Raw genomic sequence first — 24,952 nt, forward strand, 5'->3', positions numbered from 1 at the left:
GACCGACTCCTGGATCGCTTGTATCCCACCCGCGATTGCACTACTACTTATCGTAGTAGCAAAAGTGAAGGGTTGGGCGGCAATGGGATACACGCAATGCTGTGTGGTGGGTGGCGGACCGGCAGGGATGATGGCCGGGCTGCTGTTGGCGCGGGCCGGGGTGCGGGTGACCGTCGTCGAGAAGCACGGTGATTTTCTGCGGGACTTCCGGGGTGACACCGTGCATCCGTCCACCCTGCGGCTGCTCGACGAACTGGGGCTGGGGGAGAGGTTCGCCGCGCTGCCGCAGCGCAAGCTGGAGCGGATGCGCATGCGCATCGGCGACCGCAGCGTGGTGGCCGCCGACTTCACCCGCATTCCGGGACGGCATCGGTACATCGCCATGGTGCCGCAGTGGGATTTCCTCAATCTGCTCGCCGAATCCGCTTGCGCGGAGCCGTCTTTCAGTATTCGCATGACGACCGAGGTGCTCGGGACGCTGCGCGACGGCGATCGGATCACCGGCGTCCGCCTGCGTGAGCCCGACGGCTCCACCACGGAACTGCGCGCCGACCTCGTCCTCGCCTGCGACGGGCGCGATTCGGTGGCGCGGGACGCGGCGGGTCTGCGGCAGGACACCTTCGAGGTGCCCATGGACGTCTGGTGGCTGCGCATCCCGGCGGGCGCGGGCGACCGGCACGACGGTCAGGTCTTCGCCCGCTTCGAGGCGGGGCGGGCGGCGGTGACCATGGACCGCGGCGACTACTACCAGACCTCCTACCTGATTCCGAAAGGCGCGGACGCGCGGCTGCGCGCCCGGGGCATCGAATGGCTGCGCGGTGAGCTGGCCGAACTGTTCGGCTGGGACACCGCCCTGCTGGCCGCCGTCGAATCCTGGAACGACGTGAAGTTGTTGCGCGTCACCATGGGTCGGCTGCCCCGGTGGTACACCGAGGGGCTGCTGTGCCTCGGCGATGCCGCGCACACCATGTCCCCGGTCGGCGGTGTCGGCGTGAACCTCGCGATACAGGACGCGGTGGCCGCCGCCCGCATCCTCGCCGCCCCGCTGCGCTCCGGCACCCTCAGCACCGTCGACCTGGCGAAGGTGCAGAAACGGCGGTGGCTGCCGACCGCCGCCGTCCAGCGACAGCAACTCGGCGAGCACGACATGCTGCTGCGCCCCTGCCTGGACGGCACGCTCGACGGTCTGCCCGCACTCCTGCGCCTGCTGGAGCGAATTCCCGCCCTGGCCGGGCTCACCGCCTATTTCGGCGGTATCGGCATTCGCCCGGAACGCGCGCCTGAATTCGCGCGGGTCAGGTAAGGACCCCGAGGACAGCCCGGGTGGCCGAACGACCGATCAGGCTCCGTTCGCCTAGCGCCAGGGCATCCTGCCCGACCCGATCGAGGTCGCGTTCCGGTGGCGGCGGCTGGCCTACACATCCTGCTCGGCTTCGCCGTGTTCTTCCTCGTGCTGTTCGTGGTCCGACCGTCGTGGTCAATGGTCACCGGTGTCTGTTCGTCGGTTTTCGTCAGCCAGGTCGTCCACGGGCCGGTTCAGATCGGATCCAGGTCGGCCAACTCGGTGGTCAGGTCGGCCAGCCGCCGCGCGGCGACCGCGTCGGTGTCGATGCGGTGGGGCGAAAACCCGTGCGGAATGCTGGCAGATGCCCCGCTCATGCACCAGGGCGGGAGTACGGTGTGAACTATGGCGAAATTGACTATCGAAGTCCCGGACGCAGACCTGGCGCTTTTCAAGGCCGCCGCTGAGCGAAACGGGATGAAGGTTTCCCCTTACGTCGTGCGCGTGGCCCGCATCGGCGCACTGTGGGAGGACGCCAACCGGCCCCGCCGCCGCGACGAAGCCGCCGACCTAGCCCGCGCCGAGCAACAGGCCACCCTCGAGGAAGCCGCCCGCGCCGAGGAGCACCGGGGCGGGCACGCCGCGTGAACCACGGCGACATCTACACATTCGATCGAGAACGACCCGCCAGAGAAGACGACGAGCGCACCCCGTACCGGGTGATCGTCACCCCCGGCTACCTGCTCGGACCAGGCGAGAACTGGGTCATGGTCGCGCCCGTCGAGCGCTACGACCCTGACCGCCTGATCGCCGTCCCGCTGGCCGACGCCGACCCCATCGAGGGCTGGATACGCACCGACCGCGTGACCACCGTCTACCGGCCGTGGCTGTCCGGGCCGGTCGGCCGACTCACCGACCAGACCATCGCCATATTCGATGATCGGCTGAAAGCCGCCCAGGGGCTCGAATGACGAAGTACCTGCCGACCCAGGACAGCGCCTACACGAATGCCGCCCGAGCCGCCGCGCTGGCGAAGATTGCCGAGATCACGCCTTGCTCGAGCAGGCCGAAACCGATCTGAAAGACCTGATTCAGCACCGAAACCGATAAGGCAGCAACGGTTTTCGTCCCTCTGCGTGCAGTCCCGACCGCTTCTCTCCCCGTCCTGGCGAACGAGGTTGCGACTGGCGCTGGCCGCCGCAGTGCGACCCGCCCGCAGGGCCAGAGCGAAGGGGTCGCACGGAGACGGACGCCAGTCACACTCGTAGACCCAGGAGGGGATGCCACCCCAGCGTCGAACCTGCCACGTCTTACCCACACCATGGCCTTCGAACCAGTTCGGAACCCCGAGTAGAGCGGCTCGAGCCTTCAGCCGGGCCGACGGTGAACGGCCGAAACTCGGTGACCTGCCGGGCCTCCTCGAAGATGATGCGGGGCACGTAGCTCCCGGCGAACAGCACGGCGGCCTCGATGCGCGGCTCGGCACGGCCTCCGAGACGGTAGCAGCGGCCGCCGCGGTCCGCCAACAGGTTTTGCCGTGGTGCCGTCGCCAGCGGATGTGCACCGAAAACGCTGAGAGGCAGGTATTGCGGTGTGTGCCATTACGCGCCGGATGCCAGTTGGGCGGGCAGATGCGGAGCCAGGCTCCCGATGGTCGCCTCGCGGCCGATGTCGAGTGCGCGTCGAATGACGGCGGCTTCGCGGCCGATGCGGCCGATGGACGGAGAACCCGCGGGTGGGCGGATCTGGAGCACCGCCGGGTTGGCGGCCATGTCGGATTCCTCGCGGCGCTGGAGTTCGCCGCGGATCAGCCAGGAGTCGACGGTGCCGGGGGCGTGGCGGGACAGGAAGCGGGCGACCATCCGGGTTTCCAGGCGGGAGGGGCTGGCGGGTGGTTCGTCGGCGCGGCGAGTGCGCAGGACCAAGACGTGGGTCGCGCCTTGCGCGAAGGCCGTTCGCACCGGGACGGATTCGGACAGGCCCGCGTCCACGTAACTGCGGTCGCCGAGGCGGACCGAGCGGCCCGCCAGGATCGGCAGGCAGGTGGTGGCGCGCAGGGCGCGTTGCAGGGTGGGCGCGTCCGTGAGGTACGGGTGCAGGTCGACGGCCGCGCCGTCGGCGGTATCGGTGGCGATGGGGTGGAAGGTGATCGGGTTGGCCAGGATCGCCGGGAAATCCATGGGGACGATGCGCTCGTACACCGAGTGCACCAGGAAGCGGGTGTCCACCACCGGACCACCGCGCAGGGCGCGAGCGGGGGAGATGACACGGTTGATCACCGTGGGATGCCAAGCGCGCCAGGCGTCCGCCGCCCGCCCGCACAGCAGCCACGCGCCATTGAGCGCACCGGCCGACGCGCCGTAGACCGCGTCGAAGCAGTCGGTCAGGCCCAGTTCCTCGAGCGCGGTCACCATGCCGTGCGAATACGCGCCGCGCGTGGAACCGCCTTCGATCACCAGCGCCAGCCGGGCGTCGTCGGTGCGCGCCCCGGGGCGGCTGCCGTCGCGGTGCCGCTGGGCGATGAGAGCTGCGACGGTCACCGGGACACCCTCCAGGTTTGAGACATTACCTAGCATGTGTACCACATCGTCGCGCGCAGTAGGCTGCGGCGAATGCGAACCGAACCCGCACGGAAACTCATCGACACGGTGGCCTGGGTGCGCATCGAGCGGGGCCGCATCCTCTGCGCCCGCCCGCGCGGGAAGGACGTCTTCTACATTCCCGGCGGCAAGCGCGAGGGCGCGGAGACCGATCTTCAGACGCTGCTGCGCGAGATCGAGGAGGAGCTGACGGTATCGCTGCTGCCGCACACGGTCGACCACGTCGGGACCTACGAGGCACCGCTCCCGGAGGCGGTGGTGCGCATGGCCTGCTACACCGCCGACTACACCGGATCGCTCGCCGCGAGCAGTGAGATCGACGAGATCGCGTGGTTCACCCACGCGCAGCGCGCCGAGGTGCCGCCGGTGGACCAACTGCTCTTCGACGATCTGCTGCGGTCCGGTCTGCTTGCGACCCATTGACCACACAATAGAACAAGTTGTTGACACCGGCCTACCGGCCTTGGTGGCGACTCTGGTCAGAATCTAGAACATGTTCTACTGTGATGGGGACTACGTACCCGTCCAGGACAGTGACCAGAGGAGTCCAGCACCCCATGCGTACCGAGATCTGCGACCGGTTGGGCATCGACGTCCCGATCTTCGCCTTCACCCACTGCCGCGACGTGGCCGCCGCGGTCAGCAATGCCGGCGGACTCGGCGTGCTCGGCGCGGTCGGCTTCACCGCCGAACAGCTCGAGGTCGAACTCGCCTGGCTGGACGAGCACGTCACCGGCGTCTACGGCGTCGACCTGGTGATCCCCTCCAAATACGAGGGCAAGGGCATCGACGACCTCAGCCCCGAACAGCTGGAAGCCAAACTGGCCGAGCTGGTTCCGCAGGGACACCGCGAATTCGCCGAGAAGATCCTCACCGACCACGGCGTGCCGCACCTGCCCGACGGCGAGCGCCACAACCAGCTGCTCGGCTGGACCGCCACCACGGTCGCCCCGCAGATCGAGGTGATCCTGAAGCACCCCAAGGCCAAACTGGTCGCCAACGCCCTTGGCACCCCGCCCGATGACGTGATCAAGCAGATCCAGGACTCCGGTCGCCTCATCGGCGCGCTGTGCGGTTCGGTCAAGCACGCGCTCAACCACAAGCGGGCCGGACTGGACTTCGTGGTCATGCAGGGCACCGAGGGCGGCGGCCACTGCGGCGAGGTGTCCTCGGTGGTGCTGTGGCCGCAGGTGATCGACGCCATCGGCGATATGCCCGCACTCGCGGCCGGTGGTATCGCCGACGGCCGCCAGATCGCCGCCGCCCTCGCCATGGGCGCGGCGGGCGCGTGGACCGGCTCGCTGTGGCTGACGGTCGAGGAGGCGAATGTGCCGCCCGCGCAGATGCAGACCTACATCGACGCCAGCAGCCACGACACCGTGCGCTCGCGCGCCTGGACCGGCAAGCCGTGCCGCATGCTCCGCAACGACTGGACCGAGGCGTGGGAGAACCCGCAGAACCCGGACCCGCTGCCCATGCCGCTCCAGATGATGGTGGCCCTCGACGGCGTCAAGCGCGGCCACCGCTACCCGGAGGCCGCCAAGGACGTGAACTTCAATCCGGTCGGCCAGGTGGTCGGCATGATGAACAAGGTCGAGCGCTCCACCGATGTGGTGCAGCGCCTCATCGCCGAATATCTCGAGGCGTGTGAACGGCTGAACAAGCTCAACAACGCCTGACACCATCCCGGAACGCCCGACCTCCCAGCGCGCCTCGGACACAGCGGGACCGACCACTTCCGTACGGGGTAGCACCCGTGCGGGAGGTGCGGCCAGCCCCCTGTGGTCCGGGGCGTTCGCTCGTTACGTTCGATCCGTGTCCATCGTTCATCGCGCACTGCGCGCCGCGAGCTACGCGGTCGCGTCGCTGCCGGTCGCCTTCACATCCGTCGACCGCCGGGTTCGGCTGACCCGCTGGGCGTTCGGGTCCACGATCGACATTCGGGCGTCCGGCGCGCGGGCGCGGACGCATACCGTGCTGGCCGCGGTACTTGGACTGCTCGCCTGTTTCGTCGCGCTCCCGGCCACCGTCACGACGGTGCGCGGCTTCGCCTATCCGCTCGTGACCGGCGGCGAGTACGGGGATGCCTGGGGTGGGCCCACCCTCGCGGGGGCGTGGGCGGTGCACGCCGTGGTGGGCATCGCGCTGCTACCGGCGTGGGTGGTGCTGCTCGCCGGAATCGGCAGTGTGCAGCGGCATCTGGCCGCGCGCCTGCTCGGCCGCGACGGCCCGTGGTGGCCGATTCCGGTGGCGGTGCTGGTGGCAGCGGTCGAGGCCGTCTATCTCCTGGCGCTCTGGCAGGCGTGAAACGCCCGGTTGCGGGTGTCGCCGGTTGCTCTCGATCTCCTTGCGTCCCAAGATGTAGACAGCCCGTGTGTCGCCACAGTGTGAGAACCGTCTCCGAACCGACCGTGCGGCTTGAAGTTTCGTCAAGTGGATTGCGACGGTGGTCGGAACATGTTGAAGAAGAAGTCGTCGCGCGCGCGGAAACTCATCCTGCCCCTGGCCATTACCGGCCTGCTCGTCCTGCTGGCGTTCGTGCTCACGGTGGTGGGCGAGGAACCGGCACCCACCCCGACCGATCCCTCGGGTCGGGTCGCCACGGCACGCACTCAGCTCGACGCCCTGCCGGTGCGCGACTGGGCGGCCAAGACCGGTTACGACCGTGAGAAATTCGGATCGGCCTGGACCGATGACGTCAGTATCGAGGGCGGCGGCAACGGCTGCGACACCCGCAACGACATCCTGGCGCGCGACCTCACCGACGTGAAGCTGGACAGCGGCGGCTGCAAGGTGCTCAGCGGCACGCTCGCCGATCCGTACACCGGGCGGACCATCAAGTTCAAGCAGGGCCGCGAGACCAGCGCCGCCGTGCAGATCGACCACATCGTGGCACTGAGCAACGCCTGGCTGACCGGCGCGCAGGAACTCTCCACCGAGCAGCGCCGCAACCTGGCCAACGACCCGCGCAATCTGATCGCCGTGGACGGCCCCACCAACCAGGGCAAGGGCGATTCCGATGCCTCCCAGTGGCTTCCGCCCCGCAAGGACTACCGCTGCACGTACGTGGCGCAGCAGATCGAGGTGAAGGCCGCCTACCGCCTGTGGGTCACCCGCGACGAGCGCGACGCCATGGCGCGGGTGCTCGACACCTGCACGGCGACCGCGCCCACAGCCGCACCGAGCACGACATCGACCGTGCACTACGGCAATTGCGAAGAGGCCCGCACCGCCGGAGCCGCGCCGCTGCGCCGGGGCGAACCCGGTTACCGGCCGCAGCTGGACGGCAACGGCGACGGCATCGCCTGCGAGTAGCGGGCGATTCAGTCGTGCAGCGCGCCGCGCAGGGATTCGGCGCGCTGTTTGACCGCATCGGTCATCCCCCCGAAACCCTGCCGCAGCGCACCGCCCATGACGGCGCCGACCACCGGGCTGAGCCAACCGGCGAGGGCGAAATGGGAGTCGTAGCGGCAGCGGTCCGCGCCCAGGGCGGTGACGGTGTGCGAGCGCTCGCTGCGCAGGGTGCCCAGCGGCGCCGGCTTCATGGTGTAGCTGAACTCCTTTCCGGGCGTGTGGGACCGGATGAACTCCCGCTGCGTACGCGGACGCGGGCCGATGAGCCGCACCCGCATATCGATGGGCGACCCGGGCTCCAACGTCGTCTCGCAGCCGAGCACGAACGGGTTCCACTCGCCGTAGCGGTCCACGTCGGTGAGCACCTGCCAGACGAGTTCGGCGGGCGCGTCGATCTCGACGCTCTTGTCGATCACCAATGACATGCCGGAACAGTAGCGCACAAACTGCAACACGTTCACCCTGTGGTGGCGGGTCCGCAGCGGTGGTGCGGCATGACCGTCGTTACGGTTACGGGGTGGACGCGGTGCGCCGGATGCTCGTCGTCGCCTATGACGACGCTCAGATACTCGATATCGCCTGCCCCTGTGGTGCTTGGGATCTGGCGAATCGGTTCGGGGCCGATCCCGGGTACGCGATCGAACTGGTCTCGGCGGGCGGGGGAGCGGTGTGTACCTCGGCGGGCATCCCGATGGGCAGCGGCCGACTCGAAACCGTCGGCGGTGCGATCGACACCCTGATGGTCGTCGGCGGTCCCGGTAGCGAGGCCGCCGCGGCGGACGGGCGTCTCCTCGACCAGATTCGGCGGGTGGCGCGCCGGGCGCGGCGCGTCGCCGCGGTCTGCACGGGTGCGTCGCTGCTGGCGGCCGCCGGACTGCTGGAGCGGCGGCGGGTGACCACGCACTGGGCCTACGGCGCGGAACTCGCCGCCCGCTATCCGGATGTCGCCGTGGATACCGCACCGCTGTACGTGCGCGACGGCGATGTCTACACCTCCGCCGGAGTGACCAGCGCGCTCGATCTGACGCTCTCGCTCATCGTCGACGACCACGGCTCCGCCCTGGCGCGCGCCGTCGCCCGGGAGCTGGTCACCTACGTGCACCGACCGGCCGATCAGGCACAGCTCAGCATGTACCTGGCCACGCCGCCGACCGACGATCAACTCGTGGACGAGCTGATGCGGTACGTGGCGAGCAATCTGGCGCAAGACCTTTCACCGCGCACACTGGCGGCGCGCGGCGGCGTCAGCACCCGCCACCTGTCACGGCTGTTCCGCGCGCATCTGGGCACCACCCCGGCGCGGGCGGTGCGGGCGGCCCGCGCCGAGGCGGCCGCACACCTGGTCCGCCACAGCGATCTCCCCTTGGCGGCCGTCGCCCGGCGGTGCGGCTTCGCCTCGGCACAGACCCTGCGGGCGGCGCTGTACGGGCACTGCGGCATGAACGGGGACACGATCCGCAAAATGGCGGACATGCCGGTGGCCCGCCCCGACGCGGACGACGACACTCCGGTGACGTGACCGACTACTCGATCGACCCGACGACATCGCACCCGGCGCGGCGACCGCGCCGACATGTCCTGCGCGGCGGCGTGGCGCTGGCCGCGGCCGGATTCACCACGGCGTTCGCCCCCACGGCCGCGGCGAGACCGGACTCCGAGGGACCGGAGATCGGGATCGTGCTCTACGACGGCTTCAGCCTCCTCGACCCCACCGGTCCCGCCGAGGTGCTGTCCCGGATCCCGGGCGCGCGGGTGACGATGATCGCCGAGCGGCGCGGGCCGGTGCGCACCGACACCGGCGACGTGGCCGTGGTCGCCGAGCGCGCCCGCGCCGAGGTGGACCGGCTCGATGTGCTGCTGATACCGGGCGCGGGGAACCGCGGGACCACCGCCGCCATCCGCGATACCGCGCTACTGCAATGGATTCGGGACATCGACGCCACCACGACCTGGACGACCGCGGTCTGCACCGGTTCGGTGGTCCTCGCCGCGACCGGGCTGCTGGACGGGCACGAGGCGACCACCTACTGGGCGTCGGCTCCCTATCTCGAATCCACCCATCCGGTCACCTATCTGCCGCACCGCTACGTCCACTCCGGCAAGTTCATCACCGCCGCGGGCGTTTCCGCGGGCCTGGACATGTCGCTCTACCTGGCGGCGCTGCTCACCGACGAGGACACCGCCCGCGCCATCCAACTCGCCATCGAATACGACCCGAAGCCCCCCTTCGACTCCGGCGACGCCACCCGGGCCGATACCGCCCTGCGCGACCGCGCCCTCGACATCCTGGAGCAATCCCAGACCTGAACCGCGCACCAGCGATCCGCGGGAACGGCCGATGGCGGTTCGCTCGTCTCGGCCAACCAGCGGCACTGGCCGGACCGATGTCAGGTATCCAGTTCGTAGGTGGCGGTGAATTCTTCGCCGCCGATCAGGTAGCGATCCATGCTTACCTCGTCCGGCCTGTCAGGGTCGAAGGGCACGGCGATCTTGCCGTCGGCCCCGGTGTTCATCGGCTCCCCCCATGGTGCGATGATCTCGATCCGCTGGCCCGTATCGTTCGGAATCGCCCGAACCTTCCCCTTGGGCTTGTATACGCCGGGCTCCGAAGTTTCCTCGTGACGTTGGTCGAAGTGAGCTCTGGCGACATCGACGTCCGGCTCAGCCGCTCTGTAGATGTATCGCTCGCCGCCGGGGTTGGTGATGATGATCTGGCCCGCCCGGGCCCGATTGACGGTTTCCCGGGTGCCGTCGGCCAGGATGGTCTCGACGGGTTCGTCCTCGCTCGCTGGATGCGCGCGGACCACACCCTTCTTCCTGTAGATCGGGGCCTGCGCGAGCTTCTCGGTGTACTCGGGGGTGGTGAGATCGACCCGGAGCGGCACCGATTCGGAGCCGGTCGAATCGCCCGGCGACCTCGGATCTCCTTCCACCGAGTGGGGGCGTTGACGCGTATCGCCGCCGCCTGTGCCCGCCCCGAGAATCCGATGCCCACTCCCGATATCGACGTCGTTCGCCCGCCGCATGCCACTTCCCAACTCGTCGGCGCCACGGCCCAGATTCTCCGCATCAGCCCTGCCGAACTTCCCCAGTAGCCGGACAACCGGGCGAGCGACCCTGTCACGAAGGAGGTCGGCCACAACCCTGCTGATCACCGCTATTCTCCTCGGCCTACGACACAGAACGACTTGGCTCGGCCACAATACAACTCGTGAACTCGTCGGCCGCGAAGCAGCATTCCCACGGCGAGCGATACCGCCGTGTGCCGTGCCGCCCCTCGGCCGTTCAGTCCTCGGTTCGCCCCTCGCGGTACTCCGCTTCGCGCACGGCGGCGGTTTCGCGCGGGTCGTGCACCGTCAGTACCTCGTCACCGGGTTCGGTGTGGTGGTCCACCGTGTAGAACCGCACCTCGTGGCCGTCCGGATCGTGCAGCAGCGGCAGGATCCATCCCTTGGTCGCGAAGTGCACCCCGGCGTGGCTCTCGCCGAGTCCGGTGAGGTGCTCGGCCAGCTCGTCGAGCCGGAAGCGGTCCGGTACGCCGATCGCGAAATAGTCGAAACCCGCCGCCGCGGCGGCCTTTTCCGGGTCCAGGCGCAGCGCCAGCGGTGGACCGCCGTCGGGATGGCGCAGACCGACGCCCGCCAGTACTTCGTCCTCGACGAATTCGACCTCGAGTTCGTAGCCCAGGCGGGTGCGGTACCAGTCGATGGATACCTCCAGGTCGGAGACGGGCAATTTGAGGTGGTGCACACCGGCGAGTCGGGGAACCATCGCACTCTCCTTCGCGTCTTCTCCCAGCGCACGCCTTCGGAGCCGTCTCGTCAAGAGGGCGGCGGGAGCGCGGTCTCGATCAGGCGGCGGGTGGCGCGGTCCACGCGGTCGGTGTCGCCGGTGATCCACCAGTCCTGGATGAGTCCGCGAATGCCCGAGACCAGCAGGGTGGCAGCGGATTCCGGGTCTTCGAGGGCGGGATCGACGCGGTGCAGCGCGGCGGCGATGGCGTCGACCACCACGCGGACGGCCGAATCGGCGTAGGCGCGGAAGGGACTGTCGGGAACGCAGGCCGCGCCCAGCACCTGGAGCAGTACCCGCAGACTCGCACCCGCCGCGCCGCGGGTGTTGAGGGCGAACGCGCCGCCGAGGCGGTCGCGCAGCGTGTCCACATCGTCGACGTCGGTGAAGAGGGCGCCGATATCGGGCCGCTGGGTTTCCAGGGCGGCCACCAGCATGGCTTCCTTGCTGCCGAAATAGTGGATGAGCATGCGCGAGCTGGTGCCCAGGTAGTCGGCCAGCGGTCGCAGCGACAGTTCGACGAGTCCGTGGTCCGCGATATAGGCGATGACACCGGCCAGCAGTTCGGCGCGACGGGCATGGTCGAGGGGGCGGGGCACGGTTTGACTGTAGCGGACGCTACAGGTATTCATGACGCCATGGGTGTAACAAGTGCTTCAGAAACTCGACCGGGTGGCCGCGGTGTGGTGGTGACCGCCATGGCCGCCACCACCTGCCTGGGCGCGGACCTGGACACCACCTGGGCGCGGCTGGTGGCCGGTGACAGCGGAATCGGCGCGCTCACCGACGATTTCGTGGCCGAGTACGACCTGCCGGTGCGAATCGGCGGACGGCTCACGGCACGGCCGGGCGATCAGCTGAGCCGCATCGAGCAGCGCCGCACCTCCTTCGTGCAGCAACTGGCCCTGGTGCTGGGACGGCGGGTGTGGTCCGACGCCGGTACGCCCGACGTGGACCCCGACCGGCTCGGCGTGGCCGTCGGCACCGGGCTGGGCGGCGGCGACGCCCTGGTCGACGCCGTCGACCGGATGCGGGCGGGCGGCTACCGCAAGGTTCCGCCCATGACCGTCCCGATGGTCATGCCCAATGGCGCGGCCGCCACCGTCGGCCTGGAGGTGGGCGCGAAAGCCGGTGTGTACGCGCCCGTTTCGGCGTGCGCCTCGGGCGCGGAGGCCATCGCCCACGCCTGGCGGCTGATCACCACCGGCGAGGCCGATGTGATGGTGGCCGGTGGCGTCGAAGGCCATATCGACGCCGTGCCCATCGCCAGCTTCGCCATGATGCGCGCCATGAGCACCCGCAATGCCGAACCCGCCCGCGCCTCCCGGCCGTTCGACCGGGACCGGGACGGTTTCGTCTTCGGCGAGGCCGGGGCGGTGCTCGTCCTCGAGGCCGAGGAGCACGCGCGCGCTCGCGGCGCGCACGTGTACGGCCGCATCCTGGGCGCGGGCATCAGCTCGGACGGCTACCACATCACCGGCACCGCACCCGACGGCGACGGCGCGGCCCGTGCCATGCGCAAAGCCCTGCGATCGGCCGGACTCCAGCCCGGCGACATCACCCACGTCAACGCCCACGCCACCGCGACCCCCGTCGGCGACGCCTCGGAGGCCCATGCCATCGCCGCGGTCACGCCGCACGCCTCGGTGTACGCCCCCAAATCGGCGCTGGGCCACTCCATCGGCGCGGCGGGCGCGCTCGAGGTGATGCTGACCCTGCGCACGCTGCGCGACGGGATCATCCCGCCCACATTGAATTACGAGCACCCCGACCCGGCATTCGACCTCGATGTGGTGGCCGACAAGCCGCGTGAGGCGCATCCGGAGTACGCGCTGAGCAATTCCTTCGGCTTCGGCGGACACAATGTCACCGTCGCCGTGGGCCGCTGACTCAGGGCAGCGTGTCGATCTGCACGCGCGGATCGAGTTTGCGCAGGGTGTCGGGGCGGTCGGTGAGGCACGGCCAGTCCCGGCTCACCGCCTCGAGGGTGGCGTGCCCGGCCGGGATGAGCGCGTCGGCGTCGGGGCGGTCCGCCAGTGCCGCCCCGAGATGGTCGCTGGCGGGACGGTCCAGGGGCTGGATGACGGTATTGGGAAGATCCAGCAGGACCGAGAGGATGTCGAGGCGCACCGGCGAGATGAGTGCGCGGGCGGCGGCCAGGGCGGTGGCCGGAATGATGATGGTATGTCCCGCGTCCGCGGTCGCCCACACCACCGACTGCACATAGGCCACGCGATGCGCCCAGGCGGTGAGCGCTGCCGTATCGAACACGATGCCGCCGAGCGTGGAACCGGTCAGCGGCCCTGGAGCCGGGGGAGTCACGCGGCACCGGCGTGATCGCCGGGATCCTCCTCATCGGATAAGGGTGGCAGTCCCTGCACGGCCCGCGCCTTGTTGATCAGATCGAGCGGCGGACGGCCGCCGAAGACCTCTTCGATCCGGGCCAGCGACTGTGCCCGGTCCACCCGGGCCTTCACGGATTCGGCGACGAACGCGGAGACCGATTCGATCCGGCCGCTGCGTCTCCAGTCGTCGAGGGTGGTGGCGATTTCCTCCGGCATCGTCACGGTGATCTTGCGGGTGCGACGCTCTCTCGCCATACCGAGATGTTACCGGCGTCCGTGATATCGGGGGAGTGCGCGCGGTGGTCCGCCGTTCGGCGAAACCTGCCGGTCGCGTGGGGATCGAGATTCGATACCGTTGCGATCGGCCCGTATCGCACGGGTCTGCCCGTTCCGAGACAGTTAGGTAAGGCCACGGATGGATGACTGTTCGATCGCGTGGGTCGACGGTGCGCTCGTCACCATCGATCAGCGCGCGCTGCCGCGGGAACTGCGGGAGCTGCGGATCACGACGGTCGACGACCTCATCGACGCCATCACCTCGCTCGCGATCCGCGGCGCCCCGGCGATCGGGGTGTCCGGCGCGTTCGGTGTGGTGATCGCGGCGCGCGCGCACAGCGCCGACGGGGTGATGGACATCGAGCGGGTGCGCGCGGAGGCGCAGCGCATCGCCGACGCCCGGCCGACGGCGGTCAACCTGGCCTGGGGCGTGCGGCGCGCGCTGGGCAGACTGGCCGAGGGCGCGGACGCGGTGCTGGCCGAGGCACTGGAGATGCTGGACGAGGACGGCCGGGTGAATCGGGCCGCCGCCACCCACGCCGCGGACCTGGTGCTGCGGCTGTCGCCGAACCGCCCGCTGCGCATTCTCACCCACTGCAATACCGGCCGCCTCGCCACCACCGCGGTGGGCACCGCCCTCGGGGCGCTGCGCGTGCTGCACGAGCGCGGCGCGCTGGCCGAGGTGATCGTGGACGAGACCCGGCCGCTGTTGCAGGGGGCACGGCTCACCGCCTGGGAGTTGGCGGAGGCGGGCATCCCGCACCGGCTCACCATCGACTCGGCCGCCGCCTGGGCCATCGCCACCGAGAGCATCGACGCCGTCATCGTGGGCGCGGACCGCATCACCGCCGACGGCGCGGTAGCCAACAAGATCGGCACCTACATGCTGGCGCTGGCCGCCCGCCATCACGGGATTCCGTTCATCGTGGTCGCACCCGAATCCACCCGCGACATCGCGACCGCGTCGGGCCGCGACATCGTGGTGGAGCAGCGCGACGCCGCCGAGGTGACCGGTTTCGGCGAGGTGCCCACCGCGCCCGAGGGCACCCGCACCTTCAATCCGGCATTCGACGTCACCCCGCCGGAGCTGGTGACCGCGGTGGTCACCGAATACGGCGTGCTCGAGCATCCGGGCGAGGTGCGCACCGAGGCCGACGCGCAGACCCAGAAGGTGTACCGGCAGGCCCCGGCCGGCACCAATGGCGCGGGCGGACACAGCGGTTCGAGACTCACCGGGGCCGCGCCGCGCCCGGCGAGCGAGCCGGTGGAGCCGACCGAGGTGCGGCCCGTCGCCCCCGCCACGACCGAGACCACCGAGAGCGGACTGCCCAAACGCATTCCCTCCGAGGCGAGCCTCGAAGCGCGCGCCGAGGCGGGCCTCGAATTCGGTATGGAGGCGGGCCTCGAATTCGGTACCGAGGCGGGCCTCGAATCCGGTACCGAGGCGGGTGAACCGCCCACCGGGGCGCTTCGGCAACCGTCTCCCGGCGAGGCCGCCACGGACGAATATCTCGCGGCTCTCACCCGGTCGGTCACCGAACTCACCCGAACCACCCCGGCCGATCCGGATGCCGGTCGCGAGATCGCGGCCGTGGCCCGCGGCCTCTACGCCAGCGGGTGGATGCCGGGTACCGCGGGCAATATCTCGGTGCGCCGAGGCGATTCGGCCGTCATCACGGCCAGTGGCCTGTCCAAGGGCGAACTCACCGACACCGATACGGTGACCGTCCGGGTGGCCGACTCCGTGCCCACCGTGCCCGCCGTGCCCTCCCGCCGCCGGCCGTCGGCGGAGACCACCATCCATACCGCCGTCTACCGCACCACACCGTCGGCGGCGGTGGTCCACGTCCATCCGCCGCACGCCACCGCGCTGTCCGTCGGCGCGGCCGCGGGCACGGTGCGGTTCTCCGGTTACGAACTCATCAAGGGGCTGGGCGGAACGAGCCCGCACACCATCGACGTTCCGGTTTTCCCGAATCACGCCGAGGTGCCGCGGATCGGGCGGGATATCGAGCGCTACCTGCTCGACCATCCGGATGCCCCGCCGGTGCTGTTCATCGCCGGACACGGCGTCACCGCCTGGGGCGCGTCGCTGGCGCAGGCTCGCGATCGCGCCGAATGCCTGGAAGCCCTGTGCGAATTGGCCAGTCTGACCGGACACCGGGAGATTCCGGTGGGCGACAATGGTTCCGAGGAGGATCCGACATGACACTGCTGCAGGTGATGGCCGATTCGGCCGCCGGTGAGGTGAAGCTACGCACCGACGACGATGCCGTGATCGCGGCCGAACTCGGCAAGCGCGGCATCGTATTCCAGCGGTGGCCGCTCATGACCGGGCTGGACGCCGCCACGCCGACCGAGGACATTCTGGCCGAATACTCCGGTCACATCGCCGAACTCGATGCCGACGGCCGGTACAAGCACATCGATGTGGCGCGCATCCACCCCGACGACAGCGATCCGGAGTGGCCTGCCAAGGCCGAGGCGGCCCGCACCAAATTCCTCGACGAGCATCGGCACGCCGAGGACGAGGTCCGGTTCTTCGTGGCCGGGCAGGGCTGCTTCTATCTGCATCTGGGTGACGAGGTGCTGGCGACCGTCTGCACCGCCGGCGATCTGGTCTCGGTTCCGGCGGGCACGCTGCACTGGTTCGACATGGGCACCCGACCGGAGTTCGTGGCCGTGCGGTTCTTCGAGGAGGAGGACGGCTGGGTCGGCGATTTCACCGGCGACAAGATCGCGAGTGGCTTCCCGACCCTCGATGAACTGATCACCGCATGAGCGCGTCCGGACCGGAGGAGGCGGCCCGCGCCACCACGGAGGGCCCGCGCTCGGACGAGCCGGGGCACAGCATGATCACCACCGTCGTTCTCGATATCGAGGGCACGACCAGCCCGACCAGTTCGGTGCGGGAGGACCTGTACGGATACACCCGTCGGCGGCTGCCGGGCTGGCTCGCCGACAATGTGGGCGGTGCGGCCGATCCGGTCATCGCGGCCACGCGGAAGTCCGCGGAACGGCCCGAGGCCGGACCCGCCGAGGTGGCCGAGATCCTCATCGGCTGGCTGAATTCCGATGTGAAGGCCGAGCCGCTCAAGGCCGCGCAGGGCATCATCTGCGCCGAGGGGTTCCGCTCCGGCGCGCTGCACGGCGAGTTCTTCCCGGATGTGCCACCGGCGCTGCGGGAATGGCGGGCCAGGGGGATGGAGCTCTACGTCTACTCGTCGGGTTCGGTGCGCAATCAGAAGGATTGGTTCGAGTTCGCGCGCGGCGGTTCGCTGGCACCGCTGATCAGCGGTCACTTCGACCTGTCCAGCGCCGGTCCCAAGCGGGAGGCGTCCTCGTACGAGAAGATCGCGGGCGCGATCGGGGTACCGGCGCACCGGATCCTGTTCCTGTCGGATCATCCGGACGAGTTGGATGCCGCCGTGGCCGCCGGATGGTCGGTGCGCGGCGTGACCCGGCCGGGCGAACCCCATGCGCCGCGGCCGCCGCACCGCTGGATCAGCGACTTCGGCGACGTCGATCCGGACTGAACCCGGCGCGTTCGGCGCACCGCGATGGCCCCGCCCGGAGTCCCGGGCGGGGCCATCGTCGTCATCGTCGTCAGCCGCCCACGCGGGCGGTGGTGGCGCGCTCGATGAGGTACTGCACCAGGGTCATGAGCACGTTCTTGGCGGAGGCGCGATCGCGCGCGTCGCACAGCATGACCGGCAGGTGCGGATCGAGGTCGAGCGCATCGCGCACCTCCTCGGCGGTGTAGCGCGGCGCACCGTCGAAGCAGTTGACCGCCACCGTGAACGCCACACCGCGGCGTTCGAAGAAGTCGATGGCGGCGAAGGAGGAGTCCAGGCGGCGGGTGTCGGCCAGCACCACCGCGCCGAGCGCGCCGCGCGCCAGTTCGTCCCACAGGAACCAGAATCGGTCCTGGCCGGGGGTGCCGAACAGGTACAGCACCAGACCGCGGTCGATGGTGATGCGGCCGAAGTCCAGGGCCACCGTGGTGGTGGTCTTGGCTTCCACGCCGCTCAGATCGTCCACGCCGGAACTGAGTTCGGTGATCAGCTCTTCGGTGCGCAGCGGAGTGATCTCACTGATCGCCGACACCATGGTCGTCTTGCCCACGCCGAAACCACCGGCGATGAGAATCTTGACCGAGGACGCCAGTTGGCGCTGCCCGGCCGGGTCAAAGTTTTCGGATGCCATCGAGTACAGCTCGCAATACGTTGAGGTCGCCGGGACCGGCGTCGGAGGTGGCCGGAGCCCGGAAGTTCAGCAGCCGGTCGGAGATGAGGTCGCCGACCAGGATCTTCGTAACCGCCAGCGGTAGCCGCAGGGTCGCCGAGACCTCGGCGACCGATTGCGGAAGCTGGCACAAGCGAACGATTTCCGCGTATTCGGGTTCGACGCGCCGCAGTGGCGGAGCTCCGTAGGGTGCGTGCACCACGGTGAGCATGTCCAGGTCGTGCGCCGCGCCCATGGTCCGGCCTCCCGTCCGGGCATACGGGCGCACCAGCGGACCTGCCGCGTCGTCGAACCATTGTTCCCCCGGCCGCGGCATCATGACAGTCGGGGGTTGCCCTGTCCGGCCAGGCCTTGGCGCGGGGTGGTGGCCAGGTAGCTGCCGACACGCTGCACGGTCAGGTTCATCTCATAGGCGACCATGCCCAGGTTCGCCTGTTCGGTGGCCTGTAGCGCGAGGCAGGCGTGGCTGCCGGCGGCCGTCACGAACAGCACGGCCCGATCGAGTTCGATGACCGCCTGGCGTACGCCGCCGCCGTCGAAACGATTGCCCGCGCTGCGCGCCAGACCGTAGAGCGTGGAGGACATGGCGCCGAAATGCTCCGCGTCCTCCCGGCTCATGGCCGAGGAGCGACCCAGCAGCAGCCCGTCGGTGGAGTGCACCACCGCGTGTCGGACGCCCGCGAGCCGATCGACCAGATCGTCGAGTAGCCAGTTGAGATCACCAGCGTTGGAGGTGGTCACCGTCGCCTTCCTGTCGGTCCGGGAGAGGAGTGGAGGCAGGCCCGAACGCATCGAAACCGGCCCGGCGGCCCTGCCTGGTTCCGTTCTCGATGGCGGACATGAGGTCTCGGGCCTGCTCGGCGGTGGCGGCCGGACGCTCCGATGGCACCGAGGAATCGGCTGCCTCCGGGGCATTCGCCAATTCCGGTGCGAGACTTGCCTGTCGACGCCGACGCGGGAGTGCCGGCCGAGTGTCGGAGCCAGTGTACTGGGAGCGGCCGTTCTCGCGAGCGGTATGGCCGATCTCCGGGAAACGCTCCGGTCGCGGCGGGAAGACCGGTGGCCGGGTGGGGTTCGTCGGTGGTTCGAACGCCGTGACCGGCTCGAAGGATCCGGTGTGCGAGGAGGATCCGGTGTCCGAGGCGGGTGCGGCGGGTCCGGCGGGCGAGGTGAATCCGGTGGGCGGGGCGGACGTCGGTTCGGTCCGCTCCGGCGGCGCCAGCGGCGGCAGGAAGTCCGGCGATTCGAGTTCCAGGTGCGGCAGCGCCGCTTCGGCCCGCAGCGCGGCGGCGCGCTGGGCCAGTGGTTCCCGTGCCACCACGGGAATCTCGCCGCTCGCGACGGTGGCGACGGTCAGACTCGCGGGGACCAGCACGATGGCGCGGACACCGCCGTAGTCGGATTCGGTCAGGCGCACCGAGATGCCGTGGCGCATGGCCAGCCGCGCCACCACGAACAGGCCGAGGCGGGAGTCCTCCGACAGCGTGGTCACACCGAAATCCGGTGGATTGCGCAACATCTCGTTGAGGCGGGCCTGCTCGGACTCCGGGATGCCCATGCCTTGATCGACCACCTCCAGCGCCAGCCCCTTGCCGACCACGCTGCCGCGGATCTCCACCTGGGACTGCGGCGGCGAGAAGGACGCGGCGTTGTCGACGAGTTCGGCCAGCAGGTGCACGAGGTCGGCGACCACGGTGCCCGCCACCCCGACCTCCGGCATCCGGTTGATCTTCACGCGAGTGTAGTCCAGCGCTTCGCCGACACCGGAGCGCACCACCTCCACCAGCGGTACCGGCTGCCGCCACTGGCGGCCGGGCTGACCGCCCGCCAGGATGATCAGGTTCTCGGCGTTGCGTCGTTCGCGCGTGGCCAGGTGGTCGAGGCGGAAGAAGGTCTCCAGCAGTGCCGGATCCTCCTGGCGCGCTTCGGCTTCGTCGAGGATCTCCAACTGGCGGTGCACCACCACCTGGCTGCGGTGGGCGATATTGAGGAAGACCGCCTTCACGCCCTCGCGGGTGCGGGCCTCGGTCACGGCGGCGGCGACGGCCGCACCGTGCGCGTGGGTGAACGCCTTGGCCACCTGGCCGATCTCATCGTGCCCGAAGTCCAGCACGGCCGCCTCGGCGGCGGGGTCCACCTCCTCGCCCTGATTCAGCTTGCGTATGACCTCCGGAAGCCGCTCATCGGCGAGGGCGAAGGTCTGGTCGCGAAGCCGCTTGAGCCGCCGGATGATCCGATTCGCCAGCAGCAGCGCCACCACGAAGGCGGAGGAGGACAGCAGCAGCACGCCCAGTCCGGCCAGCAGGGAGTCGCGGGCACTGTCGTGGGCGTCCTGGCGGGCGATGCTGTTCGCCTCCAGATTGCTCGCGTCCCACAGTCTCGCCAGGGTGTCGGAGACCTCGGTGACGGCCGCCTGCCACTCCTCGGTGGTCATCGGCAGCGGTGTGAGGATGGAATCCTCGGCCTGCGCTCCGGTGCGGGAGTCGGTGGTGTCGTGATTGTGCGGGATGGCCCGCTGCATGAGCGCCTGCTCCATGCCCGCGAGCTGATTCCAGGCGGGACTGGCGATGAGGTCCTGCGCCACCTGTGCCTGTTCGGGATCGCGGTCGCCGGTGAGGATCTGCACGGTGATGCGGTAGAAGCCGATGAGGCGGACGTACTCGGCGGCCAGTTCGTCGGGCAGGCCCATGTCGTTGGCCAGCATCGCGCCGAGGGCGTTGGCGCGGGTCAGCGACTCCAGCGCCAGCAGCACCTGCACCGATTCGGAGAGTTCCGCCGCGATCTCGGCGCTGGGGGATTCGTCCTGCACGATGCGGGTGCCGATGAGCACCACATCGGGCAGGCGGCTGTAGAAGGTGTACGCGTCGGTGATGGGCAGCATGCCCGAATCCACGCCCGCACGCACGGTCGTGAGGTTCTCCTTGAGCTTCAGGAAGTCGCCGACGTCGCCCTGGAGCGCCTCGGGCCCCATGTTCTTGACCTCGTCCTCGGTCGGGGTCATGGTGCGGAAGGCGGTGTCGAGGCGGGTTCTGGCCCCCGCCAGCGCGGTGCGGTCGGTCTCCTCGCCCGCGTAGATCCAGAGGGTGGCCCGGCGTTCGTCCTGGACGGCCTGTAGCAACTCCGCCACCGGTTCGATGCCGTCGATCATCTGCGCCGCCCAGTCCTCGGCGCGGTTTCCGGCGGACACCAAATACCCGGCCGTTCCCACGCCGACCCCGAGCAGCGCCGCACTCGGAACGAGCGCGATCGCCAGGATGCGGGTTCGGACGCCGAGCCTCGCTCTGAACATCTGCGCAACGTAACGGGACGTAGGTCACATACGCCGCCCATGTCCCGATGACCGGGACTCGATTGGACAGCGCGAGTTATGCGTGATCGGACATGGCGCGAGGGCTCGCCGGGGACGGGCGAGCTGGCCGTGCGGGCGATGTCGCCCGGGAATCCGGCGGATGCGACTCATCGCGTCGGAGTCGGCGTGATCGGACCCCACCTGGGGGTAGATTGTGTGTATCCAGGAGTTACTCGTAAGTAGGAGGCCGACCATGCCCGTGCCGGAAGCCGCAGTATTCGACCGTCTGCGGACGTTCGCGGCCGTGGACACCACCGGGGACCACCGGACCCGGACCATCACCGAGGTGTTCACCGGCACGACGCTCGGCTCGGTTCCCGTCGGCACCGCCGACGATGTCGCCGCCGCGTTCGCCAAAGCCCGCGGCGCACAAGCGGACTGGGCCGCCCGCACACCCAAGGACCGGGCCGAGGTCTTCGAGCGCTACCGGGCGCTGGTGGTGGAGAACCGCGAATACCTGATGGACGTGGTGCAGGCCGAGACCGGCAAGGCACGCTGGGCGGCCCAGGAAGAGGTGATGGGGCTGATCTTCGCGGCCCGGTACTACTCCCGCGTCGCACCGAAGCTGCTCAGCCCCTACAGCGTGCCCGGCGCGTTCCCCGTCCTCAATCGCGCCCAGGTGCGCACGCAGCCCAAGGGCGTGGTCGGGGTGATCGCCCCGTGGAACTATCCCATGCTGCTCTCGGTCGGCGATTCCATTCCGGCCTTGCTGGCGGGCAATGCCGTGGTGGTCAAGCCCGATTCGCAGACGCCGTACTCCTCGCTGGCCAACGCCGAGCTCATGTACCGGGCCGGACTGCCGCGCGACCTGTTCGCGGTGGTGACCGGACCGGGCACGGTGGTCGGCACCGCCATTGTCGACTCCTGCGACTACCTCATGTTCACCGGATCCTCCGAGACCGGCCGCACCCTCGCCGAACAGTGCGGGCGACGGCTGATCGGCTTCTCCGCGGAACTGGGCGGCAAGAACCCCATGATCGTCACCCGCGGCGCGCACCTGGACAAGGCCGCCAAAGCCGCGGTGCGCGCGTGCTTCTCGAACGCCGGGCAGCTGTGCATCTCCATCGAGCGGCTGTACGTGGATCGCGCCATCGCGCCGGAGTTCACCGAGAAGTTCGTGGCCGCGGTGCGCAACGCCGAGCTCGGCGCGTCCTACGACTACTCCAGCGATATCGGCAGCCTGATCTCGGCCGCGCAGCTCGAGACGGTGCAGAAGCATGTCGCCGACGCCACCTCCAAGGGCGCGAAGGTGCTGGCGGGCGGCAACGCCCGGCCCGATATCGGCCCGCTGTTCTTCGAGCCGACCATCCTCACCGAGGTCACCGACGCCATGGAGTGCGGGCGCAACGAGACCTTCGGCCCGCTGGTGTCGATCTACCCGTTCGACACCGTCGACGAGGCCGTCGCCCTGGCCAACGACACCGAGTACGGCCTCAATGCCAGTGTCTGGGCCGACACCAAGGCCGCCGGTGAGGCGATCGCCGAACGCCTGCACGCCGGAACCGTCTGCGTCGACGAGGGTTACGCCCCCGCCTGGGGCACCACCGGCGCGCCCATGGGCGGTATGGGGATCTCCGGCGTCGGCCGCCGCCACGGTCCCGACGGTCTGCTGAAGTTCACCGAACCGCAGACCGTGGTGGTGACCCGCTTCCTGAATCTCGATCCGCCGCCGCTGATCCCGCAGGACAAGTGGCAGCCCTTCCTGATGGGGGTGGCCCGCGCGCTGCGCTTCCTGCCGGGACGCTGAGCCGGAATCCCTTGTGGCCCTACGCTGGGGCGGTCGAAAGGAATTTCATGAGCAATCCGCTCGCCGCCCCGGATCCGTGGGATGTCGTGGCCGACGGCTACGACGAGGTGACCCCCGACATGATGCTGCCGTTCGCGGTACTGGCGCTGGCGCAGGCCGATCCGGCCGCCGACGCGCGCGTACTGGATGTCGCGGCCGGGCCCGGGACATTGACGCTGCCCGCCGCCGCCCTGGTCGACCGGGTGGACGCGATCGACTTCTCGCCCACCATGATCGACCGGTTACGCGCGCACACCGCGGCGGCCGGATTCGACAATGTGACCGCGCAGGTGGGCGACGGGCAGCGACTGCCGTTCGCCGACAACGAATTCGATGCCGCCTTCTCCATGTTCGGGCTGATGTTCTTCCCGGATCGGCCCGCCGGATTCGCCGAACTGCACCGCGTCCTGAAGCCGGGCGGCACCGCCGTGGTGTCGAGTTGGGCCCCGGCCTCGGAATCCTCGCTCATGACCCTCATGTTCGACGTCTTGCGTGCCGGGGATCCGGATATGCCGCAGCCGCAGCCGAATCCGGACAGCCTGGAGAATCCGGAGGTGTTCGACGCCGAACTGCGGGCGGCCGGATTCACCGAGGTGACGGTGCAGGCGCACACCATCTCGCTGTCCTACGAGAGCGCGGAGGTCATGTGGGACAAGTTCGCCCGGGGCAGCGCGCCCTTGCACATCATGCGCAGCGGCGTCGACGCCGACGAGTGGGCGCGGCGTGACCGGCTCATGCTCGACCACCTGCGGGCGAACTACACTCCGCACCAAGCGCTCACCACGACCGCCTGGCTCGGCTCCGGCCGCAAGTGATCGATGGCGCGACCGGCCCGGAGAAACCGGCCGCGCCACCACTCATCCGGTCAGGTCCGCGCCGCGTCGCGGTGCCGGGGCCGCCTCCAGGACCGCCGCCTCGGCGTCGGTGAACACCCGTGACCGGATGATGAATCGGACCCCCTCGTGTGCCTCCAGGGAGAAGCCGCCGCGGCGGCCCGGGACCACGTCCACGGTGAGATGGCTGTGGCTCCAGCGCTCGAACTGGTCGGCGCTCATCCAGAACGGGGTGTCCGGGAAGACCCGCCCGAGCAGGACGTCGGCCGCGCCGACCCGGAAGTCGCTCAGCGGGCAGCACAGCGGGGAACCGCCGTCGCGGGACATCCCCGACTGGTGGAACACCACCGGTCCGTGCCGGTCGATGAGTCCCTGCAGGACCTCCGCCGCCGCCTCGGTGATGCCCACCCGTGATACGGCACCGGTGCGCATCACAGTGACCCGGCGCGCGGTACGGCGCGCGGACGCGCTGTGCGCCGGTCGCGTTCGGACGTGATCGGACAGGTCCTCGGCCTGTCGGTTCCGGGTTGGGCGTTACTCATGACGCACGGCCTCCTCGCGATGTCTCCGGGGTATTCGGGCTCACTGTGAACCGGACAGATTGACGCTGGATCGGCGTCACCGCTAAATGGTCAGCGCGGTAGGCAAACGTGCGGTGACCGGGGCACGACGGCTATCGCCGGGAGCCGGTAGACGAAGCGCGTGCTCGTGGATCTCGATATCGTCCGGGCGGTGCCTGCGGACGAGGCAGGCGTGCTCGGGTCGGCTGCCCGACAGCACGGCGGTGCGCAGCACCGCGTCGATGTACTCGCGCCGCCGCACGATGCCCGGGGCCTCGGAACGCGGTAGCAGCGGACCCCGATACCGGTGCGGGCCCAGATCGTCGCGCTCGGTCGTCGGGGCGACGGCCCGGGACAGGCTCGCCGCTGCGTGAGAGTGTGCACCTCTGCCATGCGCCAACTCCTCGTTGATCCGCTGTGCGCACCCTCATCATGGTCCCCGGTCGCGGGAATCGAGCCCAATCGATGCGGCTGCGGCACGGATTGTCAGAGCCCGGTGCGCGGCCGGTCGGTCCACGGTGCGGGCGGGC

The 24,952-nt window shown here is 69.7% G+C and carries 29 protein-coding genes and 1 pseudogene; 15 read left to right on the plus strand and 15 right to left on the minus strand.

What is annotated here, in order from left to right; genetic code table 11:
- Positions 1–82 precede the first annotated feature (82 nt).
- Entirely contained in the window at positions 83–1,303 is a 1,221-nt protein-coding gene (locus tag QMO76_RS14140; protein ID WP_306361736.1) for an FAD-dependent oxidoreductase, read from the plus strand.
- Positions 1,304–1,536: 233 nt separating this feature from the next.
- On the opposite strand, the gene QMO76_RS14145 is transcribed toward QMO76_RS14140, so the two are convergent.
- On the minus strand, positions 1,537–1,659 hold the full coding sequence (locus QMO76_RS14145; RefSeq protein ID WP_306361737.1) for a hypothetical protein: 123 nt from the start codon (positions 1,657–1,659) through the stop codon (positions 1,537–1,539).
- 28 nt (positions 1,660–1,687) lie between these two features.
- On the opposite strand from QMO76_RS14145, the gene QMO76_RS14150 reads away from it, so the two are divergent.
- On the plus strand, positions 1,688–1,930 hold the full coding sequence (locus tag QMO76_RS14150) for a hypothetical protein (RefSeq protein ID WP_306361738.1): 243 nt from the start codon (positions 1,688–1,690) through the stop codon (positions 1,928–1,930).
- Positions 1,927–2,253 (plus strand): type II toxin-antitoxin system PemK/MazF family toxin, encoded by a 327-nt coding sequence (locus QMO76_RS14155; protein ID WP_306361739.1) that lies wholly within the window; start codon positions 1,927–1,929, stop codon positions 2,251–2,253. Before QMO76_RS14150 ends, QMO76_RS14155 begins: the two co-directional genes overlap by 4 nt.
- Positions 2,254–2,682: 429 nt before the next feature.
- On the opposite strand, the pseudogene QMO76_RS14160 reads toward QMO76_RS14155, so the two are convergent.
- Positions 2,683–2,763: pseudogene (locus tag QMO76_RS14160) on the minus strand (alpha/beta hydrolase); the annotation flags it as partial.
- Between the two features lie 120 nt (positions 2,764–2,883).
- A complete protein-coding gene (locus QMO76_RS14165) occupies positions 2,884–3,822 on the minus strand; it encodes a patatin family protein (RefSeq protein WP_306361740.1) in 939 nt (312 codons plus the stop codon).
- Positions 3,823–3,894: 72 nt separating this feature from the next.
- Between QMO76_RS14165 and QMO76_RS14170 the strand changes: the two genes are divergently transcribed.
- The 4 genes from QMO76_RS14170 (at position 3,895) to QMO76_RS14185 (ending at position 7,197) form a co-directional block, all read left to right on the plus strand.
- Positions 3,895–4,305, plus strand: coding sequence for an NUDIX domain-containing protein (locus QMO76_RS14170; RefSeq protein ID WP_306361741.1), 411 nt, complete (start codon positions 3,895–3,897; stop codon positions 4,303–4,305).
- Between the two features lie 134 nt (positions 4,306–4,439).
- Positions 4,440–5,561 (plus strand): nitronate monooxygenase family protein, encoded by a 1,122-nt coding sequence (locus QMO76_RS14175; protein WP_306361742.1) that lies wholly within the window; start codon positions 4,440–4,442, stop codon positions 5,559–5,561.
- A gap of 136 nt (positions 5,562–5,697) precedes the next feature.
- Positions 5,698–6,189, plus strand: a complete 492-nt coding sequence (locus tag QMO76_RS14180; RefSeq protein WP_306361743.1) for a hypothetical protein — start codon at positions 5,698–5,700, stop codon at positions 6,187–6,189.
- 150 nt (positions 6,190–6,339) lie between these two features.
- Complete coding sequence (locus QMO76_RS14185) at positions 6,340–7,197, plus strand: DUF1524 domain-containing protein (protein WP_306361744.1); 858 nt, start codon at positions 6,340–6,342, stop codon at positions 7,195–7,197.
- 8 nt (positions 7,198–7,205) lie between these two features.
- Here the strand turns inward: QMO76_RS14185 and QMO76_RS14190 are convergent, their stop codons facing one another.
- Complete coding sequence (locus QMO76_RS14190) at positions 7,206–7,661, minus strand: SRPBCC domain-containing protein (RefSeq protein ID WP_306361745.1); 456 nt, start codon at positions 7,659–7,661, stop codon at positions 7,206–7,208.
- Positions 7,662–7,753: 92 nt separating this feature from the next.
- Here QMO76_RS14190 and QMO76_RS14195 point away from each other — a divergent pair, with 92 nt between their 5' ends.
- Together QMO76_RS14195 and QMO76_RS14200 are read left to right on the plus strand one after the other, a co-directional pair.
- Positions 7,754–8,755, plus strand: a complete 1,002-nt coding sequence (locus QMO76_RS14195) for a GlxA family transcriptional regulator (RefSeq protein ID WP_306361746.1) — start codon at positions 7,754–7,756, stop codon at positions 8,753–8,755.
- Entirely contained in the window at positions 8,752–9,543 is a 792-nt protein-coding gene (locus tag QMO76_RS14200) for a DJ-1/PfpI family protein (protein ID WP_306361747.1), read from the plus strand. The genes QMO76_RS14195 and QMO76_RS14200 overlap by 4 nt, the downstream gene beginning before the upstream one ends.
- A gap of 80 nt (positions 9,544–9,623) precedes the next feature.
- Here QMO76_RS14200 and QMO76_RS14205 read toward each other — a convergent pair whose 3' ends face one another.
- The 3 genes from QMO76_RS14205 to QMO76_RS14215 all read right to left on the minus strand — a co-directional run bounded on the left by QMO76_RS14205 (position 9,624) and on the right by QMO76_RS14215 (position 11,627).
- Entirely contained in the window at positions 9,624–10,391 is a 768-nt protein-coding gene (locus tag QMO76_RS14205) for a hypothetical protein (RefSeq protein ID WP_306361748.1), read from the minus strand.
- A 130-nt stretch (positions 10,392–10,521) separates the two neighbouring features.
- Positions 10,522–11,007, minus strand: a complete 486-nt coding sequence (locus QMO76_RS14210) for a VOC family protein (RefSeq protein ID WP_306361749.1) — start codon at positions 11,005–11,007, stop codon at positions 10,522–10,524.
- Between the two features lie 50 nt (positions 11,008–11,057).
- Positions 11,058–11,627, minus strand: coding sequence for a TetR/AcrR family transcriptional regulator (locus QMO76_RS14215; protein ID WP_306361750.1), 570 nt, complete (start codon positions 11,625–11,627; stop codon positions 11,058–11,060).
- A gap of 39 nt (positions 11,628–11,666) precedes the next feature.
- Here QMO76_RS14215 and QMO76_RS14220 point away from each other — a divergent pair, with 39 nt between their 5' ends.
- Complete coding sequence (locus QMO76_RS14220) at positions 11,667–12,917, plus strand: KasA/KasB family beta-ketoacyl-ACP synthase (RefSeq protein ID WP_306361751.1); 1,251 nt, start codon at positions 11,667–11,669, stop codon at positions 12,915–12,917.
- 1 nt (position 12,918) lies between these two features.
- On the opposite strand, the gene QMO76_RS14225 is transcribed toward QMO76_RS14220, so the two are convergent.
- Positions 12,919–13,350 carry a hypothetical protein gene (locus QMO76_RS14225; protein ID WP_306361752.1) on the minus strand — a complete coding sequence of 144 codons (432 nt, stop codon included), beginning with the start codon at positions 13,348–13,350 and terminating at the stop codon, positions 12,919–12,921.
- Positions 13,347–13,628: a hypothetical protein gene (locus QMO76_RS14230; protein ID WP_306361753.1), complete on the minus strand. Its 282-nt coding sequence runs from the start codon at positions 13,626–13,628 to the stop codon at positions 13,347–13,349. The genes QMO76_RS14225 and QMO76_RS14230 overlap by 4 nt, the downstream gene beginning before the upstream one ends.
- A gap of 160 nt (positions 13,629–13,788) precedes the next feature.
- On the opposite strand from QMO76_RS14230, the gene mtnA reads away from it, so the two are divergent.
- From mtnA to mtnC, 3 genes are all read left to right on the plus strand, one after another.
- Entirely contained in the window at positions 13,789–15,858 is a 2,070-nt protein-coding gene (mtnA, locus tag QMO76_RS14235; protein ID WP_306361754.1) for an S-methyl-5-thioribose-1-phosphate isomerase, read from the plus strand.
- Entirely contained in the window at positions 15,855–16,430 is a 576-nt protein-coding gene (locus QMO76_RS14240) for an acireductone dioxygenase (protein WP_306361755.1), read from the plus strand. Before mtnA ends, QMO76_RS14240 begins: the two co-directional genes overlap by 4 nt.
- 71 nt (positions 16,431–16,501) lie before the next feature.
- Positions 16,502–17,185: an acireductone synthase gene (mtnC, locus tag QMO76_RS14245; protein ID WP_306361981.1), complete on the plus strand. Its 684-nt coding sequence runs from the start codon at positions 16,502–16,504 to the stop codon at positions 17,183–17,185.
- Between the two features lie 70 nt (positions 17,186–17,255).
- Here mtnC and QMO76_RS14250 read toward each other — a convergent pair whose 3' ends face one another.
- Genes QMO76_RS14250 through QMO76_RS14265 form a run of 4 tightly spaced genes read right to left on the minus strand, consistent with a single transcriptional unit; the run spans position 17,256 to position 21,183 of the window.
- A complete protein-coding gene (locus QMO76_RS14250) occupies positions 17,256–17,855 on the minus strand; it encodes an ATP/GTP-binding protein (protein ID WP_306361756.1) in 600 nt (199 codons plus the stop codon).
- Positions 17,836–18,210, minus strand: a complete 375-nt coding sequence (locus tag QMO76_RS14255; protein ID WP_029927698.1) for a DUF742 domain-containing protein — start codon at positions 18,208–18,210, stop codon at positions 17,836–17,838. Before QMO76_RS14255 ends, QMO76_RS14250 begins: the two co-directional genes overlap by 20 nt.
- Positions 18,210–18,635 (minus strand): roadblock/LC7 domain-containing protein, encoded by a 426-nt coding sequence (locus QMO76_RS14260; protein WP_306361757.1) that lies wholly within the window; start codon positions 18,633–18,635, stop codon positions 18,210–18,212. Before QMO76_RS14260 ends, QMO76_RS14255 begins: the two co-directional genes overlap by 1 nt.
- The gene (locus QMO76_RS14265) at positions 18,613–21,183 is read right to left on the minus strand and encodes a nitrate- and nitrite sensing domain-containing protein (protein ID WP_306361758.1); all 2,571 of its coding nucleotides are present in this window, start codon (positions 21,181–21,183) and stop codon (positions 18,613–18,615) included. The genes QMO76_RS14260 and QMO76_RS14265 overlap by 23 nt, the downstream gene beginning before the upstream one ends.
- Positions 21,184–21,436: 253 nt before the next feature.
- Here QMO76_RS14265 and QMO76_RS14270 point away from each other — a divergent pair, with 253 nt between their 5' ends.
- A complete protein-coding gene (locus QMO76_RS14270) occupies positions 21,437–22,990 on the plus strand; it encodes a succinic semialdehyde dehydrogenase (protein ID WP_306361759.1) in 1,554 nt (517 codons plus the stop codon).
- Positions 22,991–23,037: 47 nt separating this feature from the next.
- Positions 23,038–23,844, plus strand: a complete 807-nt coding sequence (locus QMO76_RS14275; RefSeq protein WP_306361760.1) for a class I SAM-dependent methyltransferase — start codon at positions 23,038–23,040, stop codon at positions 23,842–23,844.
- 42 nt (positions 23,845–23,886) lie between these two features.
- Here QMO76_RS14275 and QMO76_RS14280 read toward each other — a convergent pair whose 3' ends face one another.
- Both QMO76_RS14280 and QMO76_RS14285 read right to left on the minus strand, forming a co-directional pair.
- On the minus strand, positions 23,887–24,294 hold the full coding sequence (locus tag QMO76_RS14280) for a DUF779 domain-containing protein (protein ID WP_306361761.1): 408 nt from the start codon (positions 24,292–24,294) through the stop codon (positions 23,887–23,889).
- 192 nt (positions 24,295–24,486) lie between these two features.
- Positions 24,487–24,822 (minus strand): hypothetical protein, encoded by a 336-nt coding sequence (locus QMO76_RS14285; protein ID WP_306361762.1) that lies wholly within the window; start codon positions 24,820–24,822, stop codon positions 24,487–24,489.
- Between the last annotated feature and the right edge of the window lie 130 nt (positions 24,823–24,952).

This window comes from Nocardia sp. CC227C (assembly GCF_030767025.1).
GTDB lineage: Bacteria > Actinomycetota > Actinomycetes > Mycobacteriales > Mycobacteriaceae > Nocardia.

Bases quoted from the DNA above. Each gene is read 5' to 3' on its own strand.
- QMO76_RS14140 (WP_306361736.1), top strand. From the start codon at position 83: ATGGGATACACGCAATGCTGTGTGGTGGGTGGCGGACCGGCAGGGATG.
- QMO76_RS14145 (WP_306361737.1), bottom strand. From the start codon at position 1,659: ATGAGCGGGGCATCTGCCAGCATTCCGCACGGGTTTTCGCCCCACCGC.
- QMO76_RS14150 (WP_306361738.1), top strand. From the start codon at position 1,688: ATGGCGAAATTGACTATCGAAGTCCCGGACGCAGACCTGGCGCTTTTC.
- QMO76_RS14170 (WP_306361741.1), top strand. From the start codon at position 3,895: ATGCGAACCGAACCCGCACGGAAACTCATCGACACGGTGGCCTGGGTG.
- QMO76_RS14175 (WP_306361742.1), top strand. From the start codon at position 4,440: ATGCGTACCGAGATCTGCGACCGGTTGGGCATCGACGTCCCGATCTTC.
- QMO76_RS14185 (WP_306361744.1), top strand. From the start codon at position 6,340: ATGTTGAAGAAGAAGTCGTCGCGCGCGCGGAAACTCATCCTGCCCCTG.
- QMO76_RS14190 (WP_306361745.1), bottom strand. From the start codon at position 7,661: ATGTCATTGGTGATCGACAAGAGCGTCGAGATCGACGCGCCCGCCGAA.
- QMO76_RS14210 (WP_306361749.1), bottom strand. From the start codon at position 11,007: ATGGTTCCCCGACTCGCCGGTGTGCACCACCTCAAATTGCCCGTCTCC.
- QMO76_RS14220 (WP_306361751.1), top strand. From the start codon at position 11,667: ATGGGTGTAACAAGTGCTTCAGAAACTCGACCGGGTGGCCGCGGTGTG.
- QMO76_RS14230 (WP_306361753.1), bottom strand. From the start codon at position 13,628: ATGGCGAGAGAGCGTCGCACCCGCAAGATCACCGTGACGATGCCGGAG.
- mtnA (WP_306361754.1), top strand. From the start codon at position 13,789: ATGGATGACTGTTCGATCGCGTGGGTCGACGGTGCGCTCGTCACCATC.
- QMO76_RS14240 (WP_306361755.1), top strand. From the start codon at position 15,855: ATGACACTGCTGCAGGTGATGGCCGATTCGGCCGCCGGTGAGGTGAAG.
- mtnC (WP_306361981.1), top strand. From the start codon at position 16,502: ATGATCACCACCGTCGTTCTCGATATCGAGGGCACGACCAGCCCGACC.
- QMO76_RS14250 (WP_306361756.1), bottom strand. From the start codon at position 17,855: ATGGCATCCGAAAACTTTGACCCGGCCGGGCAGCGCCAACTGGCGTCC.
- QMO76_RS14255 (WP_029927698.1), bottom strand. From the start codon at position 18,210: ATGCCGCGGCCGGGGGAACAATGGTTCGACGACGCGGCAGGTCCGCTG.
- QMO76_RS14265 (WP_306361758.1), bottom strand. From the start codon at position 21,183: ATGTTCAGAGCGAGGCTCGGCGTCCGAACCCGCATCCTGGCGATCGCG.
- QMO76_RS14270 (WP_306361759.1), top strand. From the start codon at position 21,437: ATGCCCGTGCCGGAAGCCGCAGTATTCGACCGTCTGCGGACGTTCGCG.
- QMO76_RS14275 (WP_306361760.1), top strand. From the start codon at position 23,038: ATGAGCAATCCGCTCGCCGCCCCGGATCCGTGGGATGTCGTGGCCGAC.
- QMO76_RS14280 (WP_306361761.1), bottom strand. From the start codon at position 24,294: ATGCGCACCGGTGCCGTATCACGGGTGGGCATCACCGAGGCGGCGGCG.